The organism is Andreesenia angusta (assembly GCF_001855385.1).
Taxonomy (GTDB): Bacteria; Bacillota; Clostridia; order Tissierellales; family Gottschalkiaceae; genus Andreesenia; species Andreesenia angusta.
Map to the genome: position 1 here is coordinate 295451 of NZ_MKIE01000002.1, position 24764 is coordinate 320214.

A 24764-nucleotide genomic window follows, 5' to 3' on the forward strand; every position below is an offset into this window, starting at 1 on the left:
TTACTCGCCTCCAAGCTTTACTGCATAGTTTGCAACTGCGCCAAGTGTCTCGAAAAAGGCTCTGTCTTCGTCGTAGCCTCTTCCCATCGTCTTTATCCTAAGATTGTAGCTGTCCAGCGACTCTTTCAGATCGCTTCCGTCTTCAAAGCAGATGCTGTGAAGAGTTCCCAAGCCGCTCTGCTCTATCTGGGACTTTATAAAGCTGTCTTCCTCCTGCCCCAGCTTTGGAAATACAAGTTCAGTCGGCTTGTTCATTATCTCTCCGAATATGGTCAAGCTGTGATGGCTTATGCCCCTGTGCCTGATTCTCTTGTCTGCAAAGCTCAACCTAGGCACCGAGATAGACCTTCCTCCAAGGCTTTTCACGGCATCAGAGATATAGCCCTGCTCTATTCCGCTGAAACCGTACTTGGTGCCTGTTCCAGCTATTCCTGGTCCCATGGCCACTATCGTCACATCGCTCTTTAGCACTTCCTTGGCCACTACAAGCGCTGTATATATGTTCACAGTCTCGTAGTCTCCTCCAAATGCCTGTCCAGAAGTTATAGTATTGTCCACTATCCCCTTTGCCTTGAGGTCGGTGACCGTCTTGCTGAAGTCTATAGGAAGAGCCCCTCCATCTGTCATTATGTAGTTTATCTTTGTCTCAGGGCTCTTGCACTTTATATGCGAGGCTATAGGCGCCAGCATGCTGTGAAGCGTGCCTATTATAAATAAAGAGCCTTCAAGCGACTTAAAATTCTTTACAGTCTCGTAGTGAGGACTGTCCTCTTCTTCGCAGGCCATGCACTTAAGCTGCATAGGCGTATACCTAAGTTTCATTATATGCCCGCTGCCTGAAAGGTCCTGAGATTGAATACTCTCGTTTGCTATTACGAAGTGCTGCCCTCCAGTCCCAAGGTTCAGCTCTACAGCAGTTGTGTTTAAAACCAGCTCGTCTCCGAGCTTAGGCCTGCCTGTAAGCTCCACGTAGTTCACTGCGTTCTGGATTTCACCCTCTATATTGACTTTGAGCCAGTATATCTTTTCATTAGACTCAACTATCTCGGCCACCTGGCCTCTCTTAAACGATATCATTTCCATCTACCTTCTTCCAAATTTATCTATTGTCTTGAGCAGCTTGTTGGACTCTATTATCTTGGTAAAAGAATAGAACTCCGAAATCACATGAAGCGCCACCAGCACTCCAAGGTACACAAGCTTTGTAGCAAACGGGCTCGTCATAGCTGCAAAGACTCCAAGCGTAATGCCCATGGCGTTCGAACCTACGTCCCCCAGCATCGACTTGGCTCTTAGATCGTATCCTATATAGGCAAGCACCACACCTATGGCTGAAATCATCAAGAAGCTGTAGACGCTAAAAGCGGATGTCAGAATCGTCACAACCCCTAGAAATAGAAACGCTTTACAAGCCCTGCCCGGCCTTAAGTCGAACAGATTTATTATGTTGGTAAAAAGCGCTACAAGTAGCGTGTTCACGCCCAGCTCTATGATTCCACCTGAGATTGGAAGCGAGATAAGGAACCCTATCCCAAATCCAGATATGGCCTTAAGCCCTCCAGTCGTCAGCTTTCCGCCTAAAAGCGACTTTATATGGCCTTTGAAGCCCTTGGTGCCTTTGTCCCCTATGAGGTCGTCCATAAGGCCCACAAACCCCATAGACAGAACTCCTAGTACCAAACTATACACTACCTTGAAGTCCTGCTTAAAATAAAGGTTTGCAAGCATAACAGCTGTGACCTGAGACAGCACATAGGCTATGCCGAGCCCTACCGGTATCTTCTCACCTCTGTAGTTTTCAGCTGTAGAGTCAGCTTCTAAGAGCATTCTGTATATGAGCGTCTGAAATGCGAACATTATCACAAATCCCAGCATTAAGACCATGATTTTTTCTAATACCATGAAAATCTCCCCTTATCTCTTGAATGGTATGACTATTAGAGTCTTGAGTATGTCCCAAAACTGTCTTCCTCTGTGTACAAATCCGCTTATGTCTCTGCCTGTTTCTGCATGTGTCATGTCCACTTCCACCTCTACGAGTTTGTACCCCTGTCTCAATGCCTCTACAGTCATAGCCACTTCTATTCCAAACCTGTCCGGGATGTAGGAGATCGAGTCTATCACTTCTCTCCTGTAGACTCTCTGCCCAGAGAGAGTCGTGTCTATCTCCTGCTTTGTATAGAAGTACACACCTCTCTTCGCAAGCTGCTTTACCAGCCCAAAGCCTCCCTTTTTCTTCGCCTTGCCAAATTTGGCTATGGTGAAGTCTGCATCTCCCTCTATGACAGGAGCTATGAGCTTTGAAAGCTCGCCAGCGCTTGATCCTAAATCGCCGTCAAGCAGAGCCACAGCTTCGCTTTCAGAGAGCTTAAGCCCTTCTCTTATGGCCTTTCCTTTCCCGCCGTTCTGCTTCATCCTGACTAGCGTCACATCCAGCTTCTCGGCTATGTCTGCCGTTCCATCCCCAGATGCGTCGTCCACTACTATTATCCTCTCTACATATTCAAGGTTTTTCACTGCATTCACAGTGCTCTCTATCCTGTCTCGTTCGTTATAAGCTGGTATTATCACATCGACTCTGCTGTCCATTAAAGTCCTCCCTGATTTTCCATAAGGCTGTCCAGCTCAGGGTAGACTCCTGTAGCTGTATCTTTGACTCCGTAGTTTCCGCTAATTCCTCTGAGCACTAGGACTAGAGAAGTCTTCCCGAGAGCCGTCTCCACATTGTCCACTGAAGATATCCTGTAGCTCTTGTAGTCTTCTATCTGGCTTATCTGAACGTCCGATCTCTCTATGCCTGCCGCCATCTTGCCCATTTCCTTGATCTTGTCTACAAGGCTTTTGGAAAGCTTTGCGGACTGCTCGTTCTCAACTTTAGATCCTCCAGTCAAGACTATCGAGTCCACCGCTACTTCATATGACCCTGACATAGCTACATATCCTTCTTGTACAAGTCTATCTATAACTTGAGATTTCTCGCCTCTTGAAAGCGTCGACACCAGCTCAGAAGAGATCATATCATATAGCTCTCCTTCAAAGTCCACTCCGACTATCTCTTTGTATATGGCCCTTATAGCGTCTTCATCTTCTGAAATGCTTCCCTTTATATTCGTCACAGAGCCGACTTTAGCTCCTGCAAGCTCAAGTCCTTCGACTACATCCGAGTAGTTGTAGTCTCCATTAACCCCGACTATGGCTATGTTTCTCCCTGCAAGCGCATCTTTCACAAGCAGTGGATACGCGTCCTGAAGAAAAGCGTTTATCTGCTCATTCTTCGCCTTTATAAGCTCCATGTCTTGCTTTGTATTCTCGCTCTGCTGCTTCAGTTCGTCAAACTTGGCCTCTAGCTGATTGACTATATCGTCTTTCTGGCTTGAAACCAGCCCTTGAGCGTCAAGCATAAAGCCCATAAATATTCCTATCCCCAGCGCCAAAAATATGGACGCCACGGTAACTACGTAGTACTTTATATTTGGAACCATTCAATTTCCTCCTTAATAACCAAAAAGCAATTTTATTTTAATCTGTATAAGCTTCAGTATCTCAAACATAGGCGGATACATAAGGCTTATCATGACTATAGGTATGAGCGCCGTGACAGCCAAAAACACCAAGTATTTAGGCTTGAGGCTTGATCCGTATAGCTGGTTCACTCCCTTGGCGTCTACAAGTATGTCTCCGACCTTGAGCCTCACTAGAAAAGTGCTGGCCATTCCAGACCTTCCCTTCTCCAGAAACTCTATCATGCTGTTGTGGGTTCCAAGCGCCACTATAAGGCTCGCTCCATAGTGATGGGCCAGCAAGAAAGTTATATCCTCGCTCGTCCCCGGCGTGGAAAAGACAACTGGATCTATCCCAAGCGACTCCACCCTTTCAAGCCCCGGAGCCCTTCCATCGGGATATGCATGAACCACTATCTCGCCTGCTGCCTTAAGGCATCTGTCGCTTACACTGTCCATGTCACCAACTATCATGTCCGGGGTGTATCCAAACTCCATAAGCGCGTCCCCGCCCCCGTCTACTCCTATTAGTATTGGGTTTATCTCGTTTATATAGTTTCTCATAGCTGAAAGGTCCTTCTTGTAGTCTCTTCCCCTCACTACTACAAGCACGTGACGTTTTTTCATCTTGGTGCTTATCTCTGGAATATCTATCTTCCCAAGCACCAGCCCCTTCTCTCGCTTGGCATAGTCAAGAGTGTTCTCTATGAACTTGTCCAGCTCTTCCTCTATATTGTCATAGCCCACCTGTAGAAGTTCTTCTATCTTGTTTTTATCAAGGTGTATACACTCTCCTATAACTTCTCCATTGTATACTATATGGTCTCCTGTGACTTCTATAGAGTCTCCCTCTTGGAACTTCTCCATTATCTCGACTTCTTCCGACTCGAATATCGGTATTCCAGCTTCGTGCAGTATGCTTGGCCCCTGGTTAGGGTATTTTCCACTTATGGTCTTGTCCAGGTTTATGACGGCCTTTATCCTGGCTTCTGAAAGAGACATCGCCGCAACTTCATCTATGTCTTTATGCTTTATAATCGCTATTTCTCCTGGTTTTATTCTCTTTGCCAAATCTTTTGTTCGTCTGTCTTTTCTGGCAATGCCCTTTATATTCATTCTATATCCTCCAAACTTCTCTATAAAAGAAACACACTAATAGTATTCTACATTAAAGGTGCTTGTCTTATCAAGCAGATTAGAAATTCGTCAGAATTATTTAATCTTTACAGAAAAAAAGCCTTAAAGCTGCCCTTTAAGACTCTGTTCCCATTTTATCTATTCACTTAAGCTTGCTCGACAGCTCCAGCATCTCTGCAGCGTGCTTCCTGCTTGTATCTGTCAGGCTCACTCCCCCTATGAGCCTAGTTATTTCATCCACTTTCTCCTCGTGGTCCAGCTTCTTGACTTCCGCAGTCGTCAGCTCATGTGAAGACCCCTTTGTTATCCTGAAGTGCACGTCAGCCATAGCCGCTATCTGCGGAAGATGGGTTATGCATATTATCTGGTGGAGAGTGGACACAGACTTTATCTTCTCGCCTACAAGCTGCGCAGTTCTTCCGCTTATACCTGCGTCTATCTCGTCGAATACAAGAGTGGCTATATCGTCCTTTTCAGCCAGTATGTTCTTGAAAGCCAGCATTATCCTGGAGAGCTCTCCCCCTGATACCACTTTGGATATCGGCTTTATAGGCTGTCCCAGGTTGGTGGAGATCATAAAGTCGACTCTGTCTGTTCCAGTCTCTGAAAAGCCATCTCTCTCTGAAAACCTGACTTCAAATACAGAGTCTTCCATGTTGAGGGCTTTCAGCTCTCTCTCTATGTTCTCTTGAAACTGGACAGCGTGTGACTTTCTAAGCGCTGAAGCTTTTCCCGAGAGTTCAAGCAGGTTTTCTTCCAGCAAGACCTTCTTCGCCTTAAGCCTCTCTATCTCGTTGTCCAGGTCGTATAAAAGCTCAAGCTCTTTTGCCACCTCGTCTCTGTACTCCAGTATCTCTTCCACTGTATTTCCGTACTTTCTCTTTAAGCTGTTTATCTGGTCAAGCCTTCTTCCCAAGTCTTCCAAGCTGTTTTCAGGGTACTCAAGTCCCAAACTGTAGTCTTTTATGTCCCTGCCCAGCTCTTGCATCTGGTAGTATATGGCCAGCATCTCTTCCGAAAACGACTTCAGCTTCTCATCGTAGCTTTCAACTCTGCTAAAACCAGTGTGTAGCTGATAGACTCTCTCCATTATGCTCGCTCCGTCGATTCCGTCTGAGAGCTCTGATTTTGCCCTCTCGAGCGACTTCTCTATTTCCTCGTTGGCCTGAAGCTTCTTGTACTCAGAAGTCAGCTTTTCCTCTTCCTCGGCTTTTAAATCTGCACACTCTATCTCCTCTATCTGGAATTTTAGCAGGTCTATCTTTCTCTCTTTCTCCATTTCATCGCCTGAGAGCTTCTCTATTTTGCGGTCGACAGCTTTTAAGCTCATATAGTCTTCTTTAATCAGGGCCTTGAGCTCTGCAATTTCGGCTCCACAGATCACATCTATTATTTCAAGCTGGTTTTCTGAGTGCAATAGCTTCTGGTTCTCGTTCTGGCTCTGTATGTCCAGAAGCCTTGGGACAAGCTCTCTAAGCATAGTCAGAGTCGCAGCTCTTCCGTTTATCCTGGCCACGCTTCTGCCATTACTGTAGATCTCCCTAGACACAAGAAGCAGTCCGTCTTCTTCGCACTCTATTCCGTAAGACTCCAGAAGCCCTTTTAATTTCACGTCGTAAGAGTCTTCAAACACGGCTTCTATCCTGGCCTTCTCGTGGCCGTGCCTTATAAAGGACTTGTCTGATCGCTCCCCTAAGAGCAGGTTTATGGCGTCCACAACTATGGACTTGCCTGTACCGGTCTCCCCTGTTATTATGTTGAGTCCACTTTCGAAAGAAATGCTTATCCTGTCTATTATCGCAAAGTTTTCAATGTTTAAATCTGTAATCAAAGTCTACACCGCCTTTATTTCAAGAGGGCGTTAAAGTCTTTCATTATATCTGTTACCCTCTCGTAAGAGCTAACCGCTATGAATATTGTGTCGTCTCCTGCTATAGTTCCAACTATCTCGTCTATCCCCAGCGAGTCTATTGTGGATGCGCATATCTGCGCCGCCCCCGGTATCGTCTTTATGACCAAGAGATGTCCGGCGGTGTTTATGGAGACTATGGAGTTCTTGAATATCTTTATAAGCCTGTCGGCTGTCCCTTCGTTGTTCTGGGCCATTGTAGCGTACTTGTACTTGCCGCCTTTTGTGGACACTTTCACAAGCTTCAGCTCTCTTATATCTCTAGAAACAGTGGCCTGGGTTACATCTATACCTGAGCTTTTCAGAAACTCTGCCAACTCCTCCTGTGTCTCTATCTCGTTTGCCTCTATAAGTTCTAGTATCTTTGATTGTCTGGCATATTTTTTCAATTCAATTTCCCCTTTGCAGATGTTTTGGTGAAGATATAATATTTATACACCATCATGCCTGTTTTAATCTTTTTTTATAGATTTTCGTGCGAAGACTCTACTACTTTCTCGAGCAGCGAATCTATATCTATGCAGCCCTCTTCGTTTTTAGAGATGTATGCCAAGTACTCTATATTGCCTTCTGCACCCTTGACAGGCGAGTAAGTCATGCCTCTGAAGTAGAGTCCTATCCCCTTGCTGAATTCGTATATTGACCTCACCACTTCTTCATGCACTTTCCTGTCTCTTACAACGCCTTTCTTTCCAACCTTGTCTTTCCCGGCCTCGAACTGCGGCTTTATAAGCGCCACTATCTCTGCATCTTCCTTTGTAAGCTCCTTGGCCACTGGAAGCACCAGCTTAAGCGATATAAAGGACACGTCTATGCTTACGAAGTCCGCAAGCTCTCCTACATCTTCTTTTGTGACGTTTCTTATATTGGTCCTGTCCATGGCGACGACTCTTTCATCGCTTCTGATTTTCCAGTCCAGCTGACCGTAGCCTACGTCTATGGCGTAGACCTTCTCTACTCCGTTTTGAAGCATGCAGTCGCTGAATCCTCCTGTAGACGCCCCTATGTCGAGCGCCACCTTGCCCTTTAGCTCTATGTCAAAGCTCTCTATGGCCTTCTCGAGCTTTAGTCCACCTCTGCTTACATACTTCAGAGGGTTTCCACCTTTGAGCCTTATCTCGCTTTCCACGTCTATCTTTGTCCCCGGCTTGTCTACTCTTTCATTGTCCACAAGCACAACTCCTGCCATCACAAGCTTCTTGGCCTTTTCTCTACTGTCCACTATGCCCCTCTCTACGAGCAACACATCTATTCTCTCTTTCTTCATCCTCTACTCCTTAAAGAAACTTTTATCTATTAATCTATATACGCTGTCTTCATCTAGCCCCAGCTCTCTGTAGAGATCCTCGTTGTCTCCATGCTCTATGAACTCGTCTTTTATCCCCAGGTTCACAACTTCCCCGCTGTACCTGAGCTTTAAAAGCTCGGTGTTTACCATGCTTCCAAATCCACCCACAATCGAATTGTCCTCTATTGTCACTATAGCTCTATGTGTCCTAGATATATTCTCCACCATCTCAAGGTCTACAGGCTTTATAAACCTGGCGTTTACAAGCGTTATATTCCTGCCCTCTAGCTCAAGTCGCTTTGCCACCTTGTATCCGACTTCCACCATCCTGCCTACAGCTATTATGGCCACTTCCTCACCTTGGACTATAGTCTCGCTTACGCCGTACTCTATGTCTTTTTCAGGGTATTCCCCATAGTCTACAAAGTCGCAGCATACGCCTTTGCCGTATCTTATGGCAAGCGGCGCTTCAAACTCAGCTCCGAAAGCTATCATCGACTTGAACTCCTTCTCGCCTTTAGGCGATATTATCGTCATGTTCGGCATATGGGAGAGGTATGATATGTCGAATGACCCATGGTGAGTCTCTCCGTCATTTCCCACAAGTCCTGCCCTGTCTATTCCGAATACGACTGGGAGGTTCTGGATACATACGTCGTGGATGACCTGGTCGTAAGCTCTCTGAAGAAAAGTAGAGTACACTGCGAAGAATGGCTTGAGTCCATTTGCGGCCATCCCGGCAGCCAGAGTGACTCCATGCTGTTCAGCTATCCCCACGTCAAAGAAACGCTCGGGGAACCTGTCTTTGAACTTGTCAAGCCCTGTTCCGGAAGGCATAGCCGCAGTTATGGCCACTATGTTCTGCCTTTCTTCGCCCATGTCGAGTATTGTCTCTCCAAGCACATCTGAATACGTCTTAGAGCTTTTAGAAAGAGATTTCCCGGTCTCTATATCAAATGGCGATACACCATGGAATTTCTCTGGGTTTTGCTCAGCCGGAGCGTAGCCTTTCCCCTTCTTTGTGACTACATGGATAAGCTTAGGCCCCTTTACATGCTTGGCCTTTTCAAACACCTCTGCAAGCGACTCTATGTCGTGGCCATCTATGGGGCCGAAGTATTTGAATCCAAGCTCCTCGAAGAACATTCCCGGCACGAAGAAGTACTTTACGCTGTCCTTTGCCTTTTCCGCAGTTTTAAGCATCATCTTGCCTATACCCGGAATATTCCCGACTATGGTCTCCATGTCTTCCTTGACCTTCTGGTATACCTTCTCTGTCCTCACCTTATAGAGGTACCTGGAAAGCCCCCCCACGTTTTCGGATATAGACATCTCATTGTCATTTAGCACCACGGTGAAGTCTGTCTTCTTGTCGCCTGCGTGATTGAGGGCCTCGAAGGCCATGCCGGCAGTCATAGCCCCATCGCCTATGACGCTTATGACTTGGTAGTTTTCCGCCAGTATGTCTCTGGACATGGCGTAGCCAAGCCCGGCCGAGATGGAAGTGGAGCTGTGACCTGTGTCGAATACGTCGTGCGGGCTTTCCTTCCTCTTCGGAAATCCGCTTAAGCCCCTGTACTGCCTGAGTGTCGGGAACTCGTCTTTTCTGCCTGTAAGTATCTTGTGCACATAGGCCTGATGACCCACGTCCCAGACTATCTTGTCCTTCCCGCTGTTGTAGACCTTGTGGAGCGCAAGTGTAAGCTCCACCACCCCTAGATTCGAAGCCAAATGGCCGCCTGTCTTGGATATGCTCTCTATGAGAAACTGCCTTATCTCCTCTGCAAACTCGTCTAGCTCTGAAAATTTCATGCTCTTTATATCTTGAATATCCCTGTAATCAGAGAGTCTTTTCAATTCAATCACCTTCTCTTTTAAGCTTTCCTGCAAACTAGATAGTCTACAAGCCCCTCTAGAAACTCCGTGTCTTTGCCTTTCATCCTGCCAAGCGCTGCTCTAGCCGTTTCGCATAGCTCTGTAGCCTTCTCTAGCGACTTCTCTAGTCCATGCACTGTGACATAAGTCATCTTGTCATTTATCTCGTCTATTCCGGCAGTCTTTCCCAGCTCTTCGCTGCTGCCTATTCTGTCCAGTATGTCGTCCCTTATCTGGAACATAAGCCCTATGCTCTCTGCGTAGAGCTTAAGCGACTCCATCTCCTCACCTGAAGCTCCACCCAGTATAGCCCCCGAAATTATGGACGACTCTATAAGCCTCGAGGTCTTGTTTTTATGGATGTAGTCCAAAGTGCCAGAGTCCATGTCTTTCCTGTCGCTCAAGATGTCTACAACCTGGCCTCCTATCATTCCATTTACCCCTGAAGCGCTTGCGACTTCAAGCGATGCCGCTGTATACTTCTCTTTTTCCTCTGATCCGGCTATAAGCCCGAACATAGTCTCGTAGGCGAGGTTCAGCAGTCCGTCCCCTGCAAGTATGGCCATATCGTCCCCGTAGACTCTGTGGTTTGTGGGCTTTCCTCTTCTGTAGTCATCGTTGTCCATCGCCGGCAAGTCGTCGTGCACAAGCGAATATGTGTGTATCATCTCTATCGCCACAGCGAACTTAACTATATCTCTGTAGCTCTTTCCGCTGACTATTTCATAAGTCTTTAGAGCCAGTATAGGCCTTATCCTCTTGCCTCCTGCAGTCATGCTGTATCTCATAGATTCAAACACAACGCTCTGAGGCGAACTTGGCACTCTAAAGAGCTTCTCTATCTCTTCTTCTATAAAAGTCTTTATTTCCCCCATCTCTTCCTTAAACAAGTTTTTCACTCCTATTCCTGAATATCCTCTATATTAAGCTCTATCTCTTTCTCTTCAAGCACCGATATCTTTCCCTCTACCTCTTTCAGTATGTCGCTGCATTTTCTGTAAAGCTCTATTCCGTTTTGAAACTCCTCTAACGACTTCTCTAGCGAGACATTCCCGTTTTCAAGCTTCTCCACCACTTTCTCAAGCTCCTTGAGGTAGTCTTCGAATTTAGGATCTTTTTTCTTCAAATTATCACCTCTAATCTATTTTCTCAACTTTCACTTCTACCGCTCCGTCTTTGAACCTCAGCTTTAGCTTTTCGCCTTCTCCTACATCCGACTTAGAGGAGACTATACTTCCGGCTTCGCCCTCTACAAACACGTACCCTCTGTCAAGCGTCCTAAGGGGGCTCAAGCTGTCTAGCTTGGCACCCAAGTTCTGAAGAGAGCTCTCCTCTACACGAAATCGCTCTAGCACAGCGCTTCTAAGTTTCTCCATATTGAGGTCAAGCTCCGCTCTGCTGTACTTTAATGCGTCTTTTGGGCTGTTGTGGGAAAGCCTTGACTCAAGAGCTGAAAGCTCAAGCCCTGCATCTCTTAAGCGCTCCCTCTCTGCCGTCTGAAGCCTCGACTTAAATAGCTCTAGCTTCTCTGTCAACTCCTTTAGAGGCTGAACTGAAACCTCAGCTGCAACCGAAGGCGTAGACGCCCTTAGGTCGGCTACAAAGTCGGAGATGGTGTAGTCCGTCTCGTGCCCTACAGCGGATATTATCGGTATCCTAGAGCCGTATATGGCTCTAGCCACCGCTTCCTCGTTAAAAGACCAGAGCTCCTCTATTGATCCTCCGCCTCTTCCAACTATTATGGTGTCTATGTCTTCTCTGGCGTTGAGGGATTCAATGGCCTCGACCACTGACTGAGCCGAGTCTCTTCCCTGGACTATAGCGGGCTTTATGACTATGTCCACTGCTGGGTTTCTCCGCCTTATATTCACAACCATGTCCTTGAGTGTAGCTCCAGTTATAGAGGTGACTAACCCTATCTTTCTAGGGTACTTCGGTATCTGCTTTTTCCTGTCTTCGTCGAACAGCCCCTCTAGGTATAGCTTCTCTTTAAGAGCTTCAAAAGCTTCGTAGAGCTCTCCCCTGCCTTCATCTCTGGCTTTCCTGACGTTTATCTGGTAGCTTCCGTCTTTTTCGTATATGTTTATGCTCCCTGTTACAACTACTTTCATCCCGTCTTTAAGCTCTATACTCAGGCTAGAGGCATTCCCGGCAAACATCACACATCTTATCTTGCTCTTCTCGTCTTTCAAGCTGAAGTATATATGCCCGCTGCTGTGGTACTTGCAGTTTGAAACTTCTCCCTCCACGCTCATATTGTAGAGCAGTACGTCGTTTGAAAGTATCCTGTTTATATAGTGGTTGATCTCACTTACTCTAAGTGGTTTAAGCTCCATATCATCTCTCCATCTCTCTCTTACCCATATATGCGACCCCCACTCCGTTGTCTGTGGAGAGCTCTGCACCGGGAAAGAGTATCTCTATTCCGCTCCTGTCCCCGTAGTCTGTGATTCTGCTTCTGACCGTGGAATTTGAAGACACTCCGCCCACCATGTAGACCCTCTTTATGCCAGTCTTTTCAACGGCGTTTAGCAGAAGCTCCTCTAACACCTTGGAGACGTATTCAAAAATCGTCTTGGATATGTCCTCCACAGAGTGCTCTCCACTGTCTATGGCTCTGTAAAGCTCCGTCTCGACTCCTGATAAATTTATCCAGGTCCCGTCTATTGATTTTGAGAGCTTTATTCCTAAAACCTCTCCTTTGACAGAGTAGCTGTCCAGCTCTTTTCCGGCGGGAAACTTCAGTCCAAGCTTGACCCCTGCCCTGTCTACAAGTTGCCCTATGCTTATGTCTTTCGTTCCGCCTACTATGTCTATTTTTAGCTTTCCATCATTTTCTACTTTCAGTATCTCTGTAGTTCCTCCCGATATATGTACCGCCAAGAATGCTCCTGGCCTTTCGTCTGCAATCAGTATGCTGCCTATATGCCCTTCCTGATGCGAGCAGCTGCTGTACTTCACTCCTAGCAGCTTTGAAATAAGAACAGCCTGTCCTTCTCCAAATAAAAAAACAGGCATATAAGAGTCCTCCCTATCTCTGGGCTTTGTGCTTGCAGATACAGAGACTATCTTCTTCAAGTCCACCGCATTCGATATATTCTCCATAAGTTCCGGGAAGTTCAGCATATGCTGAAATATGGCCTCCTGCTGTCTAAGCCCTCTGTTTCCCCGCTTCACTTCAAGGAGCTTTCGCTCGTTGCAGACTATGTTGTTGTCTTGATCTACAATACCTATAGAAGTGGTATATGCGCTAGTGTCTATCCCAAGGTAGTACTTAGTCATCTGTACCGCTCATTTCCTTTGCATAGGCTCCAAGCAGTCCATTTATAAACTTACTTGAGTCAGCTGTGCTGTACTTTTTAGCTATCTCTATAGCTTCGTTTATCGAGACCTGCATAGGTATGTCCTCTATGTGCATCATCTCGTAGATCGCTATCCTTAAAATAGATAGATCGACTTTAGGAAGCCTGCTGAGCTTCCAAGACTTAGAGTACTTCTCTATAATTGCATCTATTTCCTCTAGTTTTTCCGAAACCCCTCTCACGAGCCCCTCGATATAGGCTGAATCCGCCTCACCTAACGACTCTTCTTCGTTTATATTCACGTTGTCTAAGTCATATTCTCCGTTCAGCTCCATCTGAAACAGTGTTTTCATTGCAGTCTCTCTCGCTGTCTTTCTGCTCATATATTTCCTCCACTTTAAGTATTTAACTGACATTTAATTAACCCCCTGAACATTTCAGAGGGTTTCTTTATTTAAGCTTATTGTTCTTGGCTCTCCTCTTTGGATTCCTTCTCTATATTGACGCCTTGCACGTTTATATTCACTTCGGCAACGTCTAGTCCTGTCATGGCTTCTACCTCACGTTTTACAGCTTCCTGTATGTTCCATGCAACTTCTGGTATCTTAGCACCGTATTCAACTATTATATAGAGGTCTATCGATGTCTCCACATCTCCAACTTGCACTTTAACTCCCTTTGAGAAGTTCTTTCTTCCAAGCATATCTCCTATCCCACCGGCTATTCCACCGCTCATGCCTGCAACCCCAGATACTTCCATAGCTGCAATCCCGGCTATCGTTCCTACGACTTCATCCGATATCTTTATCTGTCCGTAGTCTTCTGCATATTCTTCTCTATCTATATCTGACAATCTTAACACCTCCCAAACATAATACAATTATATCAAAATGCTATTGCTTTTACAATTCAGTTCGCGCAGTAAAAAACAAGCTTATACAGTTTCCTGTATAAGCCTATTTAAACTAAATCTCTATCTTCTCTTCGCAGTTAGGACAGAAAACCTCTCCGTCGTCTATAAGCTCGCGGTCTACAGATATCTCCTCTCCGCAGCTTGGACAAACAAGCTCAATATATTCGAAATCCTCGTCGTCATAGTAGTCGTCTTCATCGTCATCTTCGTCGTAGACTATGTCCTCCATCTCAGACAGATCTTCGTCTATGATTTCCACATAGCTGCTTATCTCCTCGATTTCCTCTGTGTTCTCGTTTATGGCATCAACCATATCCTCCATGACCACTATCATACTCTTTAAAAGCTTTCCTTCTTTGGTGCTGTCGTCTATCTCTAGACCCTCAGCTAGCCCTCTTAAATAGGCCACTTTTTCATATAAGTATTGCACGGACATCCACTCCTTTCGAATTTTATTGACTTCTCCGTCCATAGGTATCTATACCCTAAGCTCTAGAGAGATATTCATTACTTCTTGTATCTACTTTTATTATTTCCCCAACGTTTATGAAAAGAGGAACCTGAACTACAGCTCCAGTCTCAAGCTCTGCCGGCTTTGTAGCTCCTGTGGCAGTGTCTCCCTTTACTCCCGGCTCTGTGTGTACAACTTCAAGCTCTACAAAGTTAGGGGGCTGAACGTCGAATGCATCTCCTTTGAAGAATCTTATAACTGCCGAGTCGTTCTCCTTCAGATACTTTATAGCTTCTTCCACTTTAGAGTAGTCTAGTGGTATCTGGTCATAAGTCTCGTTGTCCATAAAGTAGTAAAGCTCTCCGTCTGAATATAAGTACTGCATCTCTTTAGTCTCTATATGAGCCTTAGGATATTTGTCGTTTGGATTGAAAGTGTTCTCTCTTGTAGTCCCTGTCTTTATGTTCTTTATCTTTGTTCTGACGAAAGCCGCTCCCTTTCCTGGCTTAACGTGTTGGAAGTCTATTATCTGATAAACTTCTCCATCCATTTCAAATGTAATTCCCTTTTTAAAATCACCTGCTGAAATCATTCTGCTTCCTCCTATTTCTTCGTTTATCTTTAGAAAAAGTTCTGTGAATATGATACCACAGTTTAGAGGCTTTGGACAGAAAAATTATCTTAAATGGGCTTGCTTGGACTCGCTGTGACTCGCACTCTGTTCGAAACTGGAACTATAGTTATATAGAGACTCTCTTTTTTCTTTCTGTCTAAGATCTTTATAGTCATATCTTCTTTCTTAAGCTTTAAATCCCCGTTCTTCTGAAAACTCATATTCGCAGGCACTCTTGCAAACTCTACACTTTCAGGGTATTTGACCTCTTTCTCAACCTCTATGTTCTCTTGTCTATTTCTGAGCACAGTGTAGCCGTCTCTTTCAAATGTGATCGAGTATGAGTTCGGACTGTAGTGAGTCATGGCCATGCAGGACTCCAAGTCTCCAGCCAACGATTCCGTAGAGCGCAGAAGCTCCTGTCTAGTGGGAGCGATCAAGGCCGACCCAACCATCCCCAGTATCCCCATTATGGCCAGCACTATGGCCAGTTCAAGCAGAGTATAGCCTCTACTGCTGTTTGACGCTTTTCTGGTTTTTAAAGTAGATGGTCTTTTCAAATTCCGCACCTCCAGTCTTAGATGTGTTCTCGAATGTAAACCTGAGTCCTGAAGCTTCTCTGAAATTACATCCCTCTGGCAGTGGTTCTAAGTACAGATTGTCTATACCACTTCCGCACTCCATCTTTCCCGAAACACTCTCAGATCCCTTTTCATACCTCATAACTCTCCTGCCATCTCGGTTTGGAGCACTCATGTAGATCGAAAATCTCTCTTTATTCTCTTCCAAACTCGCCATAATCATATAGAGCTCCACTTTGCAGCTCCTGTCTGTCACATCTTCGTATACAGCTGTGCCCCCTAACTTGCCTTTTACAACTTCCACCCCGGATTTACTCTCTAGATTCCGCTCTAGAAACAACATCACGCTTCTGTAGTGGCTACCCGAGTTCACAAGCTCTCTCGTCTCTCTGCTAAACCCGAGTCCAAAGCCTAGAAAGCCCGATATCATCAAAGTCACTATGCACAGTATCGCCATAGAGATTACAAGCTCCAAGAGTGTATAACCTTTCTCCATTTCCGCAGCCTCCTAAACGCTTTTCTTTTGGACTCTCACTTTTCCCGCAGCCGCATTTCCGCTTGCAGCCTCCCTGTACAGCGGGTACTCCAGCACTATGCAGACAGGCGACCCTAAGTGCCCGACCTCGTCTTTTTCATCTTTCAGATTATACTTCACTTCATAGGCTCTGCTGTACCTGGACTCAGATACATCTTCCAGGCTATTTTCTTTCCTTGTGACCTCCGCCGATAGGTGTTTGCTTTTTAACCTGTAGCTGTACTCTCTCTCAAACGGCTCTACAAACCCCTCTATATAGGCTATGTCTCTAGACTTTGCTCCCCCAGGCACGCTTATATTCCTGGACATGTAGTACTCAATTCTCTGCATATATACAGCCTCCAAATCCTCCGCCGACATAGACTCTCGCCCAGCCAAAGCCTCCACGTACCTCAAGGACTCCTCTATGGACTTTTCCATCAAAGCATATCCTATTAGCTTAACCTGCTCTTCTAGATCCTCTAGCTCCAGCTTTTTCTCTAAAAAACTGCATTCCTCTGAAGATATAGTGGCGTACTCATAGGCCTTTGTCCCTGCAAACAAGAGCAGTTCAAGCACCAACAGTATTGATACAACCCAGAACACAGATACAGAGCCTCTTTCGCATTCAATCTTCAACTGAATCCTCCTCCACTCTAGTCAAGCCGTACTCTCCTATCAAGTCCTCGCCTTCATATACCTCCACATAGACGTTCAGCTTTTCGTGAGGCAGTTCCACCCCGTCGCTTCTGCCTTTCGCCTCTCTGGCCTCCTTGAATTCAAGGTCGTACTCGGCCCAAGCTCTGACTTTCATCCCCTCCGCATGACTTTCTACTCCCTGAAGCAACTCCTCTGTGCTCTTGCGCTTTACCGTCTCTATCAGTTCGTATGATCTGTTGGCGACCTTCCTGCTGCGTGAAGCTTCCGTCCTAACTCTAGAGATGCTGGATATGTGAGAGTATCCCGGAACCATAAGCACTATCGAAACAGCCAGGAGTATTACGACCTCTAGAAGCGTAAAGCCGCTGTTGCTCTTTCTCATTTAAACCACCTCCAAAAAAACAAAGAGACGACCTTTTTAGTCGTCTCTGAAAACTGCCCTTAAGCTATATATTCTGGATTCTCTGTGTTTTACCTTTTTTTAAATTCCTCTAGCACTTTTTCTTTTTCAATATCTCTTTCTGTCCATATCTCTTCGCTCAGCAGAGCCTGGTTTATAAGCATACCAAGTCCCTCTACAATTTTAAGCCCTCTGGCCTCGGCCCTAGCCAAAAACTCAGTCCTGAGCGGCTTGTAGACTATGTCTGCAACTATGCAGTGTTCCGAGAGCAGCTCTACGTCAAAAGGAACTCTCGATACATCTGGGTGCATCCCAACTGAAGTGCAGTTTATAGCCAGGTCGTAGTTTTTTGGGTCGGAGAGCTTGTACACCGCCGACACGCCCTGTATCTTGGAGGATATCTCCTCTGCAAGTGCTTTCGACTTCTCCTCAGTCCTGTTGAATACGCATATTTCAGATACGCCTTCAAGCCCGAGTGAAATGGCTATGGCTCTAGAAGCCCCTCCGGCTCCTAGCATAAGTACACGTTTGCCCTTCAGCTCTACTCCGCTCGACCTTAGAAGCTCCACAAAGCCTCTTCCGTCTGTGTTGTAGCCCTTGAGCTTTCCGTCTACGTTTTTCACAGTGTTCACAGCGCCTAGCAGCTCCGCTTCCTCATCTAGCTCGTCAAGGTATTTTAGGATCTCCACTTTATGCGGTATCGTCACGTTTATCCCTTTTATCCCAAGAGCCCTTACTCCGCCTAAAGCCTCCCCTAAGTCCTGGGGCTTTACTCTTAGCGCTAAATAGGCTCCGTCTATTCCGTTCAACTTGAAACTCAAATTGTGTATCTCCGGAGACAAGCTCTTTTCCACCGGGTCTCCTATAAGGCAGTACAGCCCTGTGTTTGAATCTATTTTCAACTAGACCCCTCCTCTTTTTCTGGCAATTGCTTCAATGGAAAAAAGTACCTGTTCACAAGCAAGCTTATGACTATTCCCACAGTGGTATCCACTATTCTGTTAAAGGCATAGGCATAGGGTGCCACTGAGTCTGAATTTTTGAAGTTCATCAGTATCAGAAGGTAGACCACACAGGCAAGCGAAACAGATCCCTTCTCGTTTATAAGGTTGCAGAGGTATATCACCACAACTATCCCAAAAGAAGCTATAAACTCAAATGAAATTCCGGATCCTGTATTGGCAATTATCTTTAAGAAAAATGCGCCTATAACGCCTCCTACCAGAGTCCCTACAAGCCTATCTCTAGATATTTCAAATGAGTTTTGAAAAGTGTCTTTCGTACATATTACAGCCGCTATACAGGCATAGATAGGATAGTCTCTTCCTATAAGCCTGAACACAAGAAAGGAAAGCAAGACGGCTATAGACGTCTTTATATTTCTAAGTCCAACTCCTGGTATTTCCGTATTCTTGATCTTCATAGTATGCAAGCTAAATAGTCCGCTAGCTCTTCCCCCTTTAGTCTTTATTGACTTTGTAAAGCTGTCTATTGTCTAGAGTCCACACTCTGCTTGTAAACTCCCCTTCCTTCACTTCCGAAAGCGCCTTCTGCATATCGTATATTCTGGCATCTATTATATCTAGATAGTGCAGCAGCTCTCCCTCCGGTATCATAGGATACCTTGGGCTCCCATGCTCCGGATAGTAGTGATGCGAGAGTATCATATGCTGTATTACAAGAGAAATCTCTCCGTCTATCCCATTTTCTCTGGCGACTCTGTCTATCTCTTTTATACCCTGAATTATATGGCCTAAAAGCTTTCCTTCTTTTGTATAGTCGCTTACGATTCCAAGCTCGTTCGCTTCCATCTCCTCTATCTTGGCAAGGTCGTGTAGTATCACCCCAGCATATACAAGGTCAGAGTTCATCCCGTCGTATACTTCAAGCAGCTTCGCTCCAGCTCTCAGCATTCTGAGCATATGGTAGAGTAGCCCGCTTCTTATGGCGTGGTGGTTGCCCTTAGCTGCCGGATAGTACATCAGCTTGTCCTTCTTTTCAAGAAGTATAGTCTCTACTAGCTTCTTTATGTCCTCGGAGCTCATGGCTTCCGTATACTCCATTATCTCGGAATACATCTTGATCGCCTCTATCGGAGCAGACTGCACGTAGTCCTCTATCTTCACGTCGTCCGACTCCACGACTTTTCTGGCCTTGAATATCTTCATCTGCTTTACATCTTTCCAGGAGATGACTTCTCCACGCACTTTCACAAAGTCGCCCTCTGATATGTCCTCGCCCTTTTCAATTTCCCATATCTTAGCATTTATGATCCCCGTGTCGTCTAGGAGGTCTAAATCATAGTACTCCCTGCCTGAAGCCGCCGTCTTTTTTTCAAAGCTCTTTATAACGAAAAATCCGTCTATCCTGTCTTCAACCTCTAGTTCGCTTATCTTCTTGACTTCCATGGCTGCCCCCTCTAAGCTTTTTTCCTCATTATATAACCCTCTTTTACAGGGTAGTCTACTCTTATCTTCACAAGCTCTTTAGCTCTAGGCGCCACGTCCATAGGCTCCATATTCTTGTTCCAAAGCTCTTCTATAGTCTGGGTGTGAAACTCCGCCTCAGGCCCGAAGAACTCCACTTCGTCCCCTACAAAGAATCTGTTTCGCTGCTCTACTGTGGCTATCTTGTTTTCCTCGTTATAGTCCAGCACAAGCCCCATAAACTCGTAAGTCCTTATATATGAAGTCGAAGCGTAGAGCTGGTCCTCCTCGTCAGGCTTGTCGTAGTAGAACCCTGTCGTAAAGTCCCTGTAGCTGGACTTCTTTATCTCGTCTAGGTAGTAGTCGTTCGGCTCGTAGTTCTCAGGGTCCTTTAGATACTCGTCTATTGCAAGCCTGTACGACCTTATGACTGTGGCCACGTAGTAAGGGCTCTTCATTCTGCCCTCTATCTTAAAGCTGTAGACTCCTGCTTCCACTAGGTCTTTTATATGGTTTACCATGCAGAGGTCCTTGGAGTTGAATATATATGTTCCCCTGTCGCCTTCCTCTATAGGGTAGTACTCTCCTGGCCTCTTCTCCTCCACCAAGCTGTACTTCCACCTGCAAGACTGAGCGCACTCTCCTCTGTTCGCGTCCCTATGCGTCATGTAGTTGCTGAGGAGACATCTTCCCGAATAGGATATACACATCGCTCCATGCACAAAGGCTTCAATTTCCAGGTCTTCCGGCGTGTTGTCCTTTATGCCCTTTATCTCTGCAAGACTCAGCTCTCTGGCCACTACAACTCTGCTGACACCTTGGTCATACCAGAACTTAGCAGTCAGGTGGTTTGTGGTGTTGGCCTGCGTGCTCAAGTGTATCTCCATATCAGGCACAGTGCTCTTGACTATCCCAAATACTCCAGGGTCCGAGACTATCACTGCATCCACCTCTGCGTCTTGAAGCTTTAGTAGGTACTCTTCAAGCCCGTTTAGATCGTCGTTGTGGGGAATTATGTTGAGTGTCACATATACTTTCTTGTCTCTTTCGTGCGCATACACCACTCCCGCTTTTATCTCCTCTATGTCGAAGTTCTTGGCAAAAGCTCTAAGCCCGAACTCCTCTCCGCCAAGGTATACTGCATCGGCGCCGTACTGTATCGCCATCTTCAATTTTTCCAAGTCGCCAGCTGGCGCTAGTAATTCTGGTTTTCTCATTTCTTACCTCCTGTTATATGATATGGCCACTCCGTCTCCTATCGGAATTATGCTCGTTTCAAATCTCTCATCTTCCGATATATGCTCGAGGTAGCTCCTCATTCTCTTCACTATCGTCTTCTTTCGTCTCACAACCAAGTCGTCACTCGCTATCATGCCTTTAAAGAGCACGTTGTCCGCCACTATTATGCCTTCAGGCTTGAGATTTCTGAGTATATACTCTAGAAAATCCTGATACCTGCCTTTGGCCCCATCCAAGAAGACCATGTCTATCTCTTCGTCAAACTCTGCAAGTATCTCCTCTGCTTCGCCTTCTCTTATCTCTATCATGTCTGAAAAGCCTTTTCTCTCTATATTGCTCTTGGCCTGGTCTATCATCTCTTGATTTCTCTCTATAGTTATTATCTTCCCGCCTTCCGGCATAACCCCTGCCATCACCATAGCCGAGTACCCGATGGCAGTTCCGACTTCTAGAATCGCCTTCGGCTTTTTTATCTGCACAAGCACTTTCAGCAGCTGCTTTACTTCAGGGTGGATTATAGGCACATTGTTTTTCTCTCCATACTCCCTTATATCAGTCAAGTGCTCGTCTTCTTTTACGAGCATTCTTATATAGTCCTCTATATACGATTTATTTATGTTTCCCAAGCTGACATCTCCTCTTAGTTTTGATTTTTGTTTTGAGCCTTCAAATGCTCCTCATATGTCATGGAGAAAGTATGCGATCCATCTCCCTTTGCCACAAAGAAGAGGTAGTCCACTTTCTCAGGGTCTAGCGCCGCTTCTATGGAGGCTTTCCCCGGGGAAGCTATAGGAGCTGGCGGAAGTCCTGCATGTATATACGTGTTGTATGGAGATTCTATCGCTATGTCGTCATAGGAGAGGTTGGGTTTTCTCTCCTCCAGTATATACTGAACTGTAGCGCAGGACTGCAGGTTCATCTGCTCTCTTATCCTGTTGTGAAAGACTGCCGAAATAGTCTTTCTCTCGCTCTCTACCTGTGCCTCCCTCTCCACTATAGAAGCAAGAGTTATGGCCTCATTTGTGTCAAGCCCAAGCAACTCGGCCTTGGCTTCAAGCTCTTTCGTGTAGACGCTTCCGAATTCGTCGAGCATCATCTTCACTATTGCCTCTTCCTTGTTCTCTTCCTGCTCACTCACCTGATAAGTGCTAGGGTAGAGATAACCCTCTAGCCCCATGCCAGCAGGAACAGAGTCCAGAAAACTGTAGCTCTCCTTGTATGCAGAAGCGTCTCTTGTAAGAGATACAAACTTCTCTCTGTCCACCAGGCCTTTCTCGCTTAAAAGGTCTGCTATCTGCCTGACTTCGTACCCTTCAGGAACGGTGAAAGTCTCTACTCCAATGTCCATTCCACCCTCGGTGAGGCTTGAAAGGATTTCCTCTAGGCTCATGCTCTTGCTCAGGCTGTATACTCCAGCCTTGAAGCCCGAATCTTTGCCCTCGACTCTAGATACAAGCCTGAAGACCTTCTCGTCGCTTATAAGTCCCTTCTCCGAGAGAAGCGACGCAATCTGAGGCGTGGCATACCCGCTTGGTATCTCTACTTCTACAACTTTGTCAGAGCTTGGATCTACAGGCCCCTTGGCCTGAGACACATACCCCTTAAATCCAAAGTACCCAGCCGCCAAAGCTCCTGCAACTATAAAAACCACCACTGTTTTCTTCATGATTTCCCCCCTAGGTAAATTTGAAAAAGAGTGCCCGAAATCAGGCACTCTCTGCTACACTTCCATTATTATAGGTAATATCATAGGGTTTCTCTTGATCTTCTCGTATAGGAAGTTTCTAAGTGAGTCTCTGACACTTGACTTCAGCGTAGCCCAGTCTTTTATATTCTTGCTTTCACATTCCATAAGAGCTCTCTTGACCACGTTTCTAGCCTCTCCCATAAGGTCTTCAGACTCTCTTACGTAGACGAATCCTCTAGAGACTATGTCTGGTCCAGCAACTATGCTTCCGTTTTCTCTGCTTATAGTCACCACAACTACAATAAGACCGTCTTCCGAAAGGTGCTTTCTGTCTCTCAGGACTATGTTTCCTACGTCTCCTACTCCGAGTCCGTCTACCATTACATGTCCTGTAGGCACAGTTCCCACGATTTTGGCTCTGTCTTTTGAAAACTCAGCTACATCTCCATTCTCCATAAGGAGTATGTTCTCTCTATTCATTCCCATGCTCTGTGCTAGCTCCACGTGCTGCTTCAGATGCCTGTACTCCCCGTGCACCGGAATAAAGAACTTAGGCTTTAGCAGCGAGTGCATAAGCTTTAACTCTTCCTGGCAGGCATGTCCTGAAACGTGTACATCCGCAAGGGCTTCGTATATAACTTCTGCACCTCTCTTGAAGAGCTGGTTTATTACCTTTGAAATAGTCTTCTCGTTCCCAGGTATAGGGCTTGCAGATATGACTACAAGGTCCCCAGGCATAAGGCTTATCTTCCTGTGGTCAGATGAAGCTATTCTAGCCAGCGCCGACATAGGCTCTCCCTGGCTACCAGTAGTTATTATAACCACTTTGTCATCGCTGTAGTTGTCTATGTCGTTTATCTCTATAAGCGTTCCCTCTGGCACGTCTAGATAGCCTAAATCCCTAGCTATGCTCACTACGTTCACCATGCTTCGCCCTGAAACAGCCACTTTTCTTCCGAATTCCACGGCAGCGTCTATTACCTGCTGGATTCTGTCTACGTTGGACGCAAAAGTCGCAACCAGTATCCTCTGCTTAGCATTCATGAATATGTCGTGGAACGTGCTTCTCACCATGCTCTCCGACATAGTGTAGCCTGGCCTTTCCACATTCGTACTATCCGCCATAAGCGCAAGCACGCCGTTTTTTCCTATTTCAGCTAATTTGTGTAGATCCATTATTTCACCCTTTATAGGCGTGAAATCTATCTTGAAGTCTCCCGTGTGCACTATCGTCCCTGCAGGAGTGTGGATAGCTATAGCCACCGAATCCGGTATGCTGTGTGTAGTCTTTATAAACTCGATCTCGAAAGACCCTAGCTTTAGCTTCTGCGAAGGAGAGACTACATTCAAGTTTTCATTTCCGATATTGTGTTCCTTCATCTTGCTTTCAACTAGTCCAAGCGTAAGCTTAGTTCCGTACACTGGTACCGATATTTTTTTCAAGAAATAAGGAAGCGCACCTATGTGATCCTCATGTCCGTGTGTGAGCAGCACTCCTTTTATCTTGTCCTTGTTCTTCAGTAGATAGGTTATGTCCGGTATTACCACGTCTATCCCTAACATTTCGTCTTCTGGAAAAGTGAGACCACAGTCCAATATGATGATCTCGTTTTCATATTCTATTGCGTTTATATTCTTTCCTATCTCACCTAGTCCGCCTAAAGGTATTATCCTGACTTTAGGTATTTTTTTACTCATATTTTTACCTCCTTTTTTATTGCCGTTGTTTATTTTTATTTATTAAAAAAAATAAACCCCTTACTGGGATTTATCTTTGCAATCTTTACAGTAGCCGAAAAACTTAAGATTATGATCCACTATTTTAAACTCTTTAGTCTTCTCTATTTCCGACTCCAAACTCTCCAAGAGATCTATATTGACTTCCTGAACTGATCCGCAACTAAGACAGATCAAATGATGATGCTGATGGCCCTCTTCCCCAGTGTTAAGCTCATATCTGCTGCAACCATCGTCAAAGTTTAGCTTGTACAGTATTCCCAGTTCCTCAAAAAGCTGAAGTGTTCTGTACACCGTAGCTAGACCTATGTTGGGATACTTGTCTCTTACGCAATCGTATATTTCCTCCGGACTTAAGTGAACAGCATTTTGCTCAGAAAACACCTCTATTATGGCCTTCCTCTGAATGGTAAGCTTGTATCCACTCTTTTTCAGTTCCTCTTTTATATTCTCCATTATATCTTTCATAGCCTGTCCACCCATATTCCGCTCACAGTCTCCAATTCAATAAAAAAGTTCGTCCTCGATCTCG

General features: G+C 45.6%; 29 protein-coding genes. All 29 read right to left on the reverse strand.

Annotated elements, in window-relative coordinates; genetic code table 11:
* The 29 genes from EUAN_RS03705 to EUAN_RS03845 all read right to left on the reverse strand — a co-directional run bounded on the left by EUAN_RS03705 (position 1) and on the right by EUAN_RS03845 (position 24700).
* Positions 1-1083 (reverse strand): DUF3866 family protein, encoded by a 1083-nt coding sequence (locus EUAN_RS03705; protein ID WP_245674435.1) that lies wholly within the window; start codon positions 1081-1083, stop codon positions 1-3.
* Complete coding sequence (locus tag EUAN_RS03710; protein WP_245674436.1) at positions 1084-1902, reverse strand: MraY family glycosyltransferase; 819 nt, start codon at positions 1900-1902, stop codon at positions 1084-1086.
* Between the two features lie 12 nt (positions 1903-1914).
* Positions 1915-2589: a glycosyltransferase family 2 protein gene (locus EUAN_RS03715; protein WP_071061849.1), complete on the reverse strand. Its 675-nt coding sequence runs from the start codon at positions 2587-2589 to the stop codon at positions 1915-1917.
* On the reverse strand, positions 2589-3482 hold the full coding sequence (locus EUAN_RS03720; protein WP_071061851.1) for a copper transporter: 894 nt from the start codon (positions 3480-3482) through the stop codon (positions 2589-2591). Before EUAN_RS03720 ends, EUAN_RS03715 begins: the two co-directional genes overlap by 1 nt.
* A 12-nt stretch (positions 3483-3494) precedes the next feature.
* Complete coding sequence (gene steA, locus EUAN_RS03725; protein ID WP_071061853.1) at positions 3495-4616, reverse strand: putative cytokinetic ring protein SteA; 1122 nt, start codon at positions 4614-4616, stop codon at positions 3495-3497.
* A 163-nt stretch (positions 4617-4779) separates the two neighbouring features.
* Positions 4780-6468: a DNA repair protein RecN gene (gene recN, locus EUAN_RS03730; RefSeq protein ID WP_071061855.1), complete on the reverse strand. Its 1689-nt coding sequence runs from the start codon at positions 6466-6468 to the stop codon at positions 4780-4782.
* A 14-nt stretch (positions 6469-6482) separates the two neighbouring features.
* Complete coding sequence (locus tag EUAN_RS03735; RefSeq protein ID WP_071061857.1) at positions 6483-6935, reverse strand: arginine repressor; 453 nt, start codon at positions 6933-6935, stop codon at positions 6483-6485.
* A gap of 74 nt (positions 6936-7009) precedes the next feature.
* Positions 7010-7813 carry a TlyA family RNA methyltransferase gene (locus tag EUAN_RS03740; RefSeq protein WP_071061859.1) on the reverse strand — a complete coding sequence of 268 codons (804 nt, stop codon included), beginning with the start codon at positions 7811-7813 and terminating at the stop codon, positions 7010-7012.
* 3 nt (positions 7814-7816) lie between these two features.
* Positions 7817-9700: a 1-deoxy-D-xylulose-5-phosphate synthase gene (gene dxs, locus EUAN_RS03745; RefSeq protein WP_211266280.1), complete on the reverse strand. Its 1884-nt coding sequence runs from the start codon at positions 9698-9700 to the stop codon at positions 7817-7819.
* Positions 9701-9708: 8 nt separating this feature from the next.
* Positions 9709-10599, reverse strand: a complete 891-nt coding sequence (locus EUAN_RS03750) for a polyprenyl synthetase family protein (protein ID WP_071061862.1) — start codon at positions 10597-10599, stop codon at positions 9709-9711.
* 11 nt (positions 10600-10610) lie between these two features.
* A complete protein-coding gene (locus EUAN_RS03755) occupies positions 10611-10835 on the reverse strand; it encodes an exodeoxyribonuclease VII small subunit (RefSeq protein WP_071061864.1) in 225 nt (74 codons plus the stop codon).
* Between the two features lie 10 nt (positions 10836-10845).
* Entirely contained in the window at positions 10846-12045 is a 1200-nt protein-coding gene (xseA, locus tag EUAN_RS03760) for an exodeoxyribonuclease VII large subunit (protein WP_071061867.1), read from the reverse strand.
* 1 nt (position 12046) lies between these two features.
* Positions 12047-12991 carry a tRNA (adenosine(37)-N6)-threonylcarbamoyltransferase complex transferase subunit TsaD gene (locus EUAN_RS03765; protein WP_071061869.1) on the reverse strand — a complete coding sequence of 315 codons (945 nt, stop codon included), beginning with the start codon at positions 12989-12991 and terminating at the stop codon, positions 12047-12049.
* A complete protein-coding gene (gene nusB / locus EUAN_RS03770) occupies positions 12984-13394 on the reverse strand; it encodes a transcription antitermination factor NusB (RefSeq protein WP_071061871.1) in 411 nt (136 codons plus the stop codon). Before nusB ends, EUAN_RS03765 begins: the two co-directional genes overlap by 8 nt.
* A gap of 77 nt (positions 13395-13471) precedes the next feature.
* Positions 13472-13864 carry an Asp23/Gls24 family envelope stress response protein gene (locus tag EUAN_RS03775; RefSeq protein ID WP_245674437.1) on the reverse strand — a complete coding sequence of 131 codons (393 nt, stop codon included), beginning with the start codon at positions 13862-13864 and terminating at the stop codon, positions 13472-13474.
* A gap of 112 nt (positions 13865-13976) precedes the next feature.
* Entirely contained in the window at positions 13977-14354 is a 378-nt protein-coding gene (locus EUAN_RS03780) for a CD1247 N-terminal domain-containing protein (protein WP_071061873.1), read from the reverse strand.
* 55 nt (positions 14355-14409) lie between these two features.
* Entirely contained in the window at positions 14410-14967 is a 558-nt protein-coding gene (gene efp, locus EUAN_RS03785) for an elongation factor P (RefSeq protein WP_071061875.1), read from the reverse strand.
* Between the two features lie 89 nt (positions 14968-15056).
* Positions 15057-15548, reverse strand: a complete 492-nt coding sequence (locus EUAN_RS03790; protein WP_071061877.1) for a type II secretion system protein — start codon at positions 15546-15548, stop codon at positions 15057-15059.
* The gene (locus EUAN_RS03795) at positions 15499-16065 is read right to left on the reverse strand and encodes a PulJ/GspJ family protein (protein ID WP_071061879.1); all 567 of its coding nucleotides are present in this window, start codon (positions 16063-16065) and stop codon (positions 15499-15501) included. The genes EUAN_RS03790 and EUAN_RS03795 overlap by 50 nt, the downstream gene beginning before the upstream one ends.
* Before the next feature lie 12 nt (positions 16066-16077).
* A complete protein-coding gene (locus EUAN_RS03800; protein ID WP_071061881.1) occupies positions 16078-16722 on the reverse strand; it encodes a hypothetical protein in 645 nt (214 codons plus the stop codon).
* Positions 16712-17125: a pilus assembly FimT family protein gene (locus EUAN_RS03805; RefSeq protein ID WP_071061883.1), complete on the reverse strand. Its 414-nt coding sequence runs from the start codon at positions 17123-17125 to the stop codon at positions 16712-16714. The genes EUAN_RS03800 and EUAN_RS03805 overlap by 11 nt, the downstream gene beginning before the upstream one ends.
* Positions 17126-17214: 89 nt before the next feature.
* Positions 17215-18045 carry a shikimate dehydrogenase gene (gene aroE / locus EUAN_RS03810; RefSeq protein ID WP_071061884.1) on the reverse strand — a complete coding sequence of 277 codons (831 nt, stop codon included), beginning with the start codon at positions 18043-18045 and terminating at the stop codon, positions 17215-17217.
* Positions 18042-18566, reverse strand: a complete 525-nt coding sequence (locus EUAN_RS03815; protein WP_071061886.1) for an FUSC family protein — start codon at positions 18564-18566, stop codon at positions 18042-18044. The genes aroE and EUAN_RS03815 overlap by 4 nt, the downstream gene beginning before the upstream one ends.
* A 37-nt stretch (positions 18567-18603) precedes the next feature.
* On the reverse strand, positions 18604-19551 hold the full coding sequence (locus EUAN_RS03820) for a 3'-5' exoribonuclease YhaM family protein (protein ID WP_071061887.1): 948 nt from the start codon (positions 19549-19551) through the stop codon (positions 18604-18606).
* A gap of 11 nt (positions 19552-19562) precedes the next feature.
* Positions 19563-20786 carry a peptidase U32 family protein gene (locus EUAN_RS03825; RefSeq protein ID WP_071061889.1) on the reverse strand — a complete coding sequence of 408 codons (1224 nt, stop codon included), beginning with the start codon at positions 20784-20786 and terminating at the stop codon, positions 19563-19565.
* 3 nt (positions 20787-20789) lie between these two features.
* Complete coding sequence (locus tag EUAN_RS03830; protein WP_211266272.1) at positions 20790-21434, reverse strand: O-methyltransferase; 645 nt, start codon at positions 21432-21434, stop codon at positions 20790-20792.
* A gap of 14 nt (positions 21435-21448) precedes the next feature.
* Positions 21449-22474, reverse strand: coding sequence for an endolytic transglycosylase MltG (mltG, locus tag EUAN_RS03835; protein WP_071061891.1), 1026 nt, complete (start codon positions 22472-22474; stop codon positions 21449-21451).
* Between the two features lie 54 nt (positions 22475-22528).
* Positions 22529-24193, reverse strand: a complete 1665-nt coding sequence (locus EUAN_RS03840; RefSeq protein WP_071061892.1) for a ribonuclease J — start codon at positions 24191-24193, stop codon at positions 22529-22531.
* 60 nt (positions 24194-24253) lie between these two features.
* A complete protein-coding gene (locus EUAN_RS03845; RefSeq protein ID WP_071061895.1) occupies positions 24254-24700 on the reverse strand; it encodes a Fur family transcriptional regulator in 447 nt (148 codons plus the stop codon).
* Positions 24701-24764 lie beyond the last annotated feature (64 nt).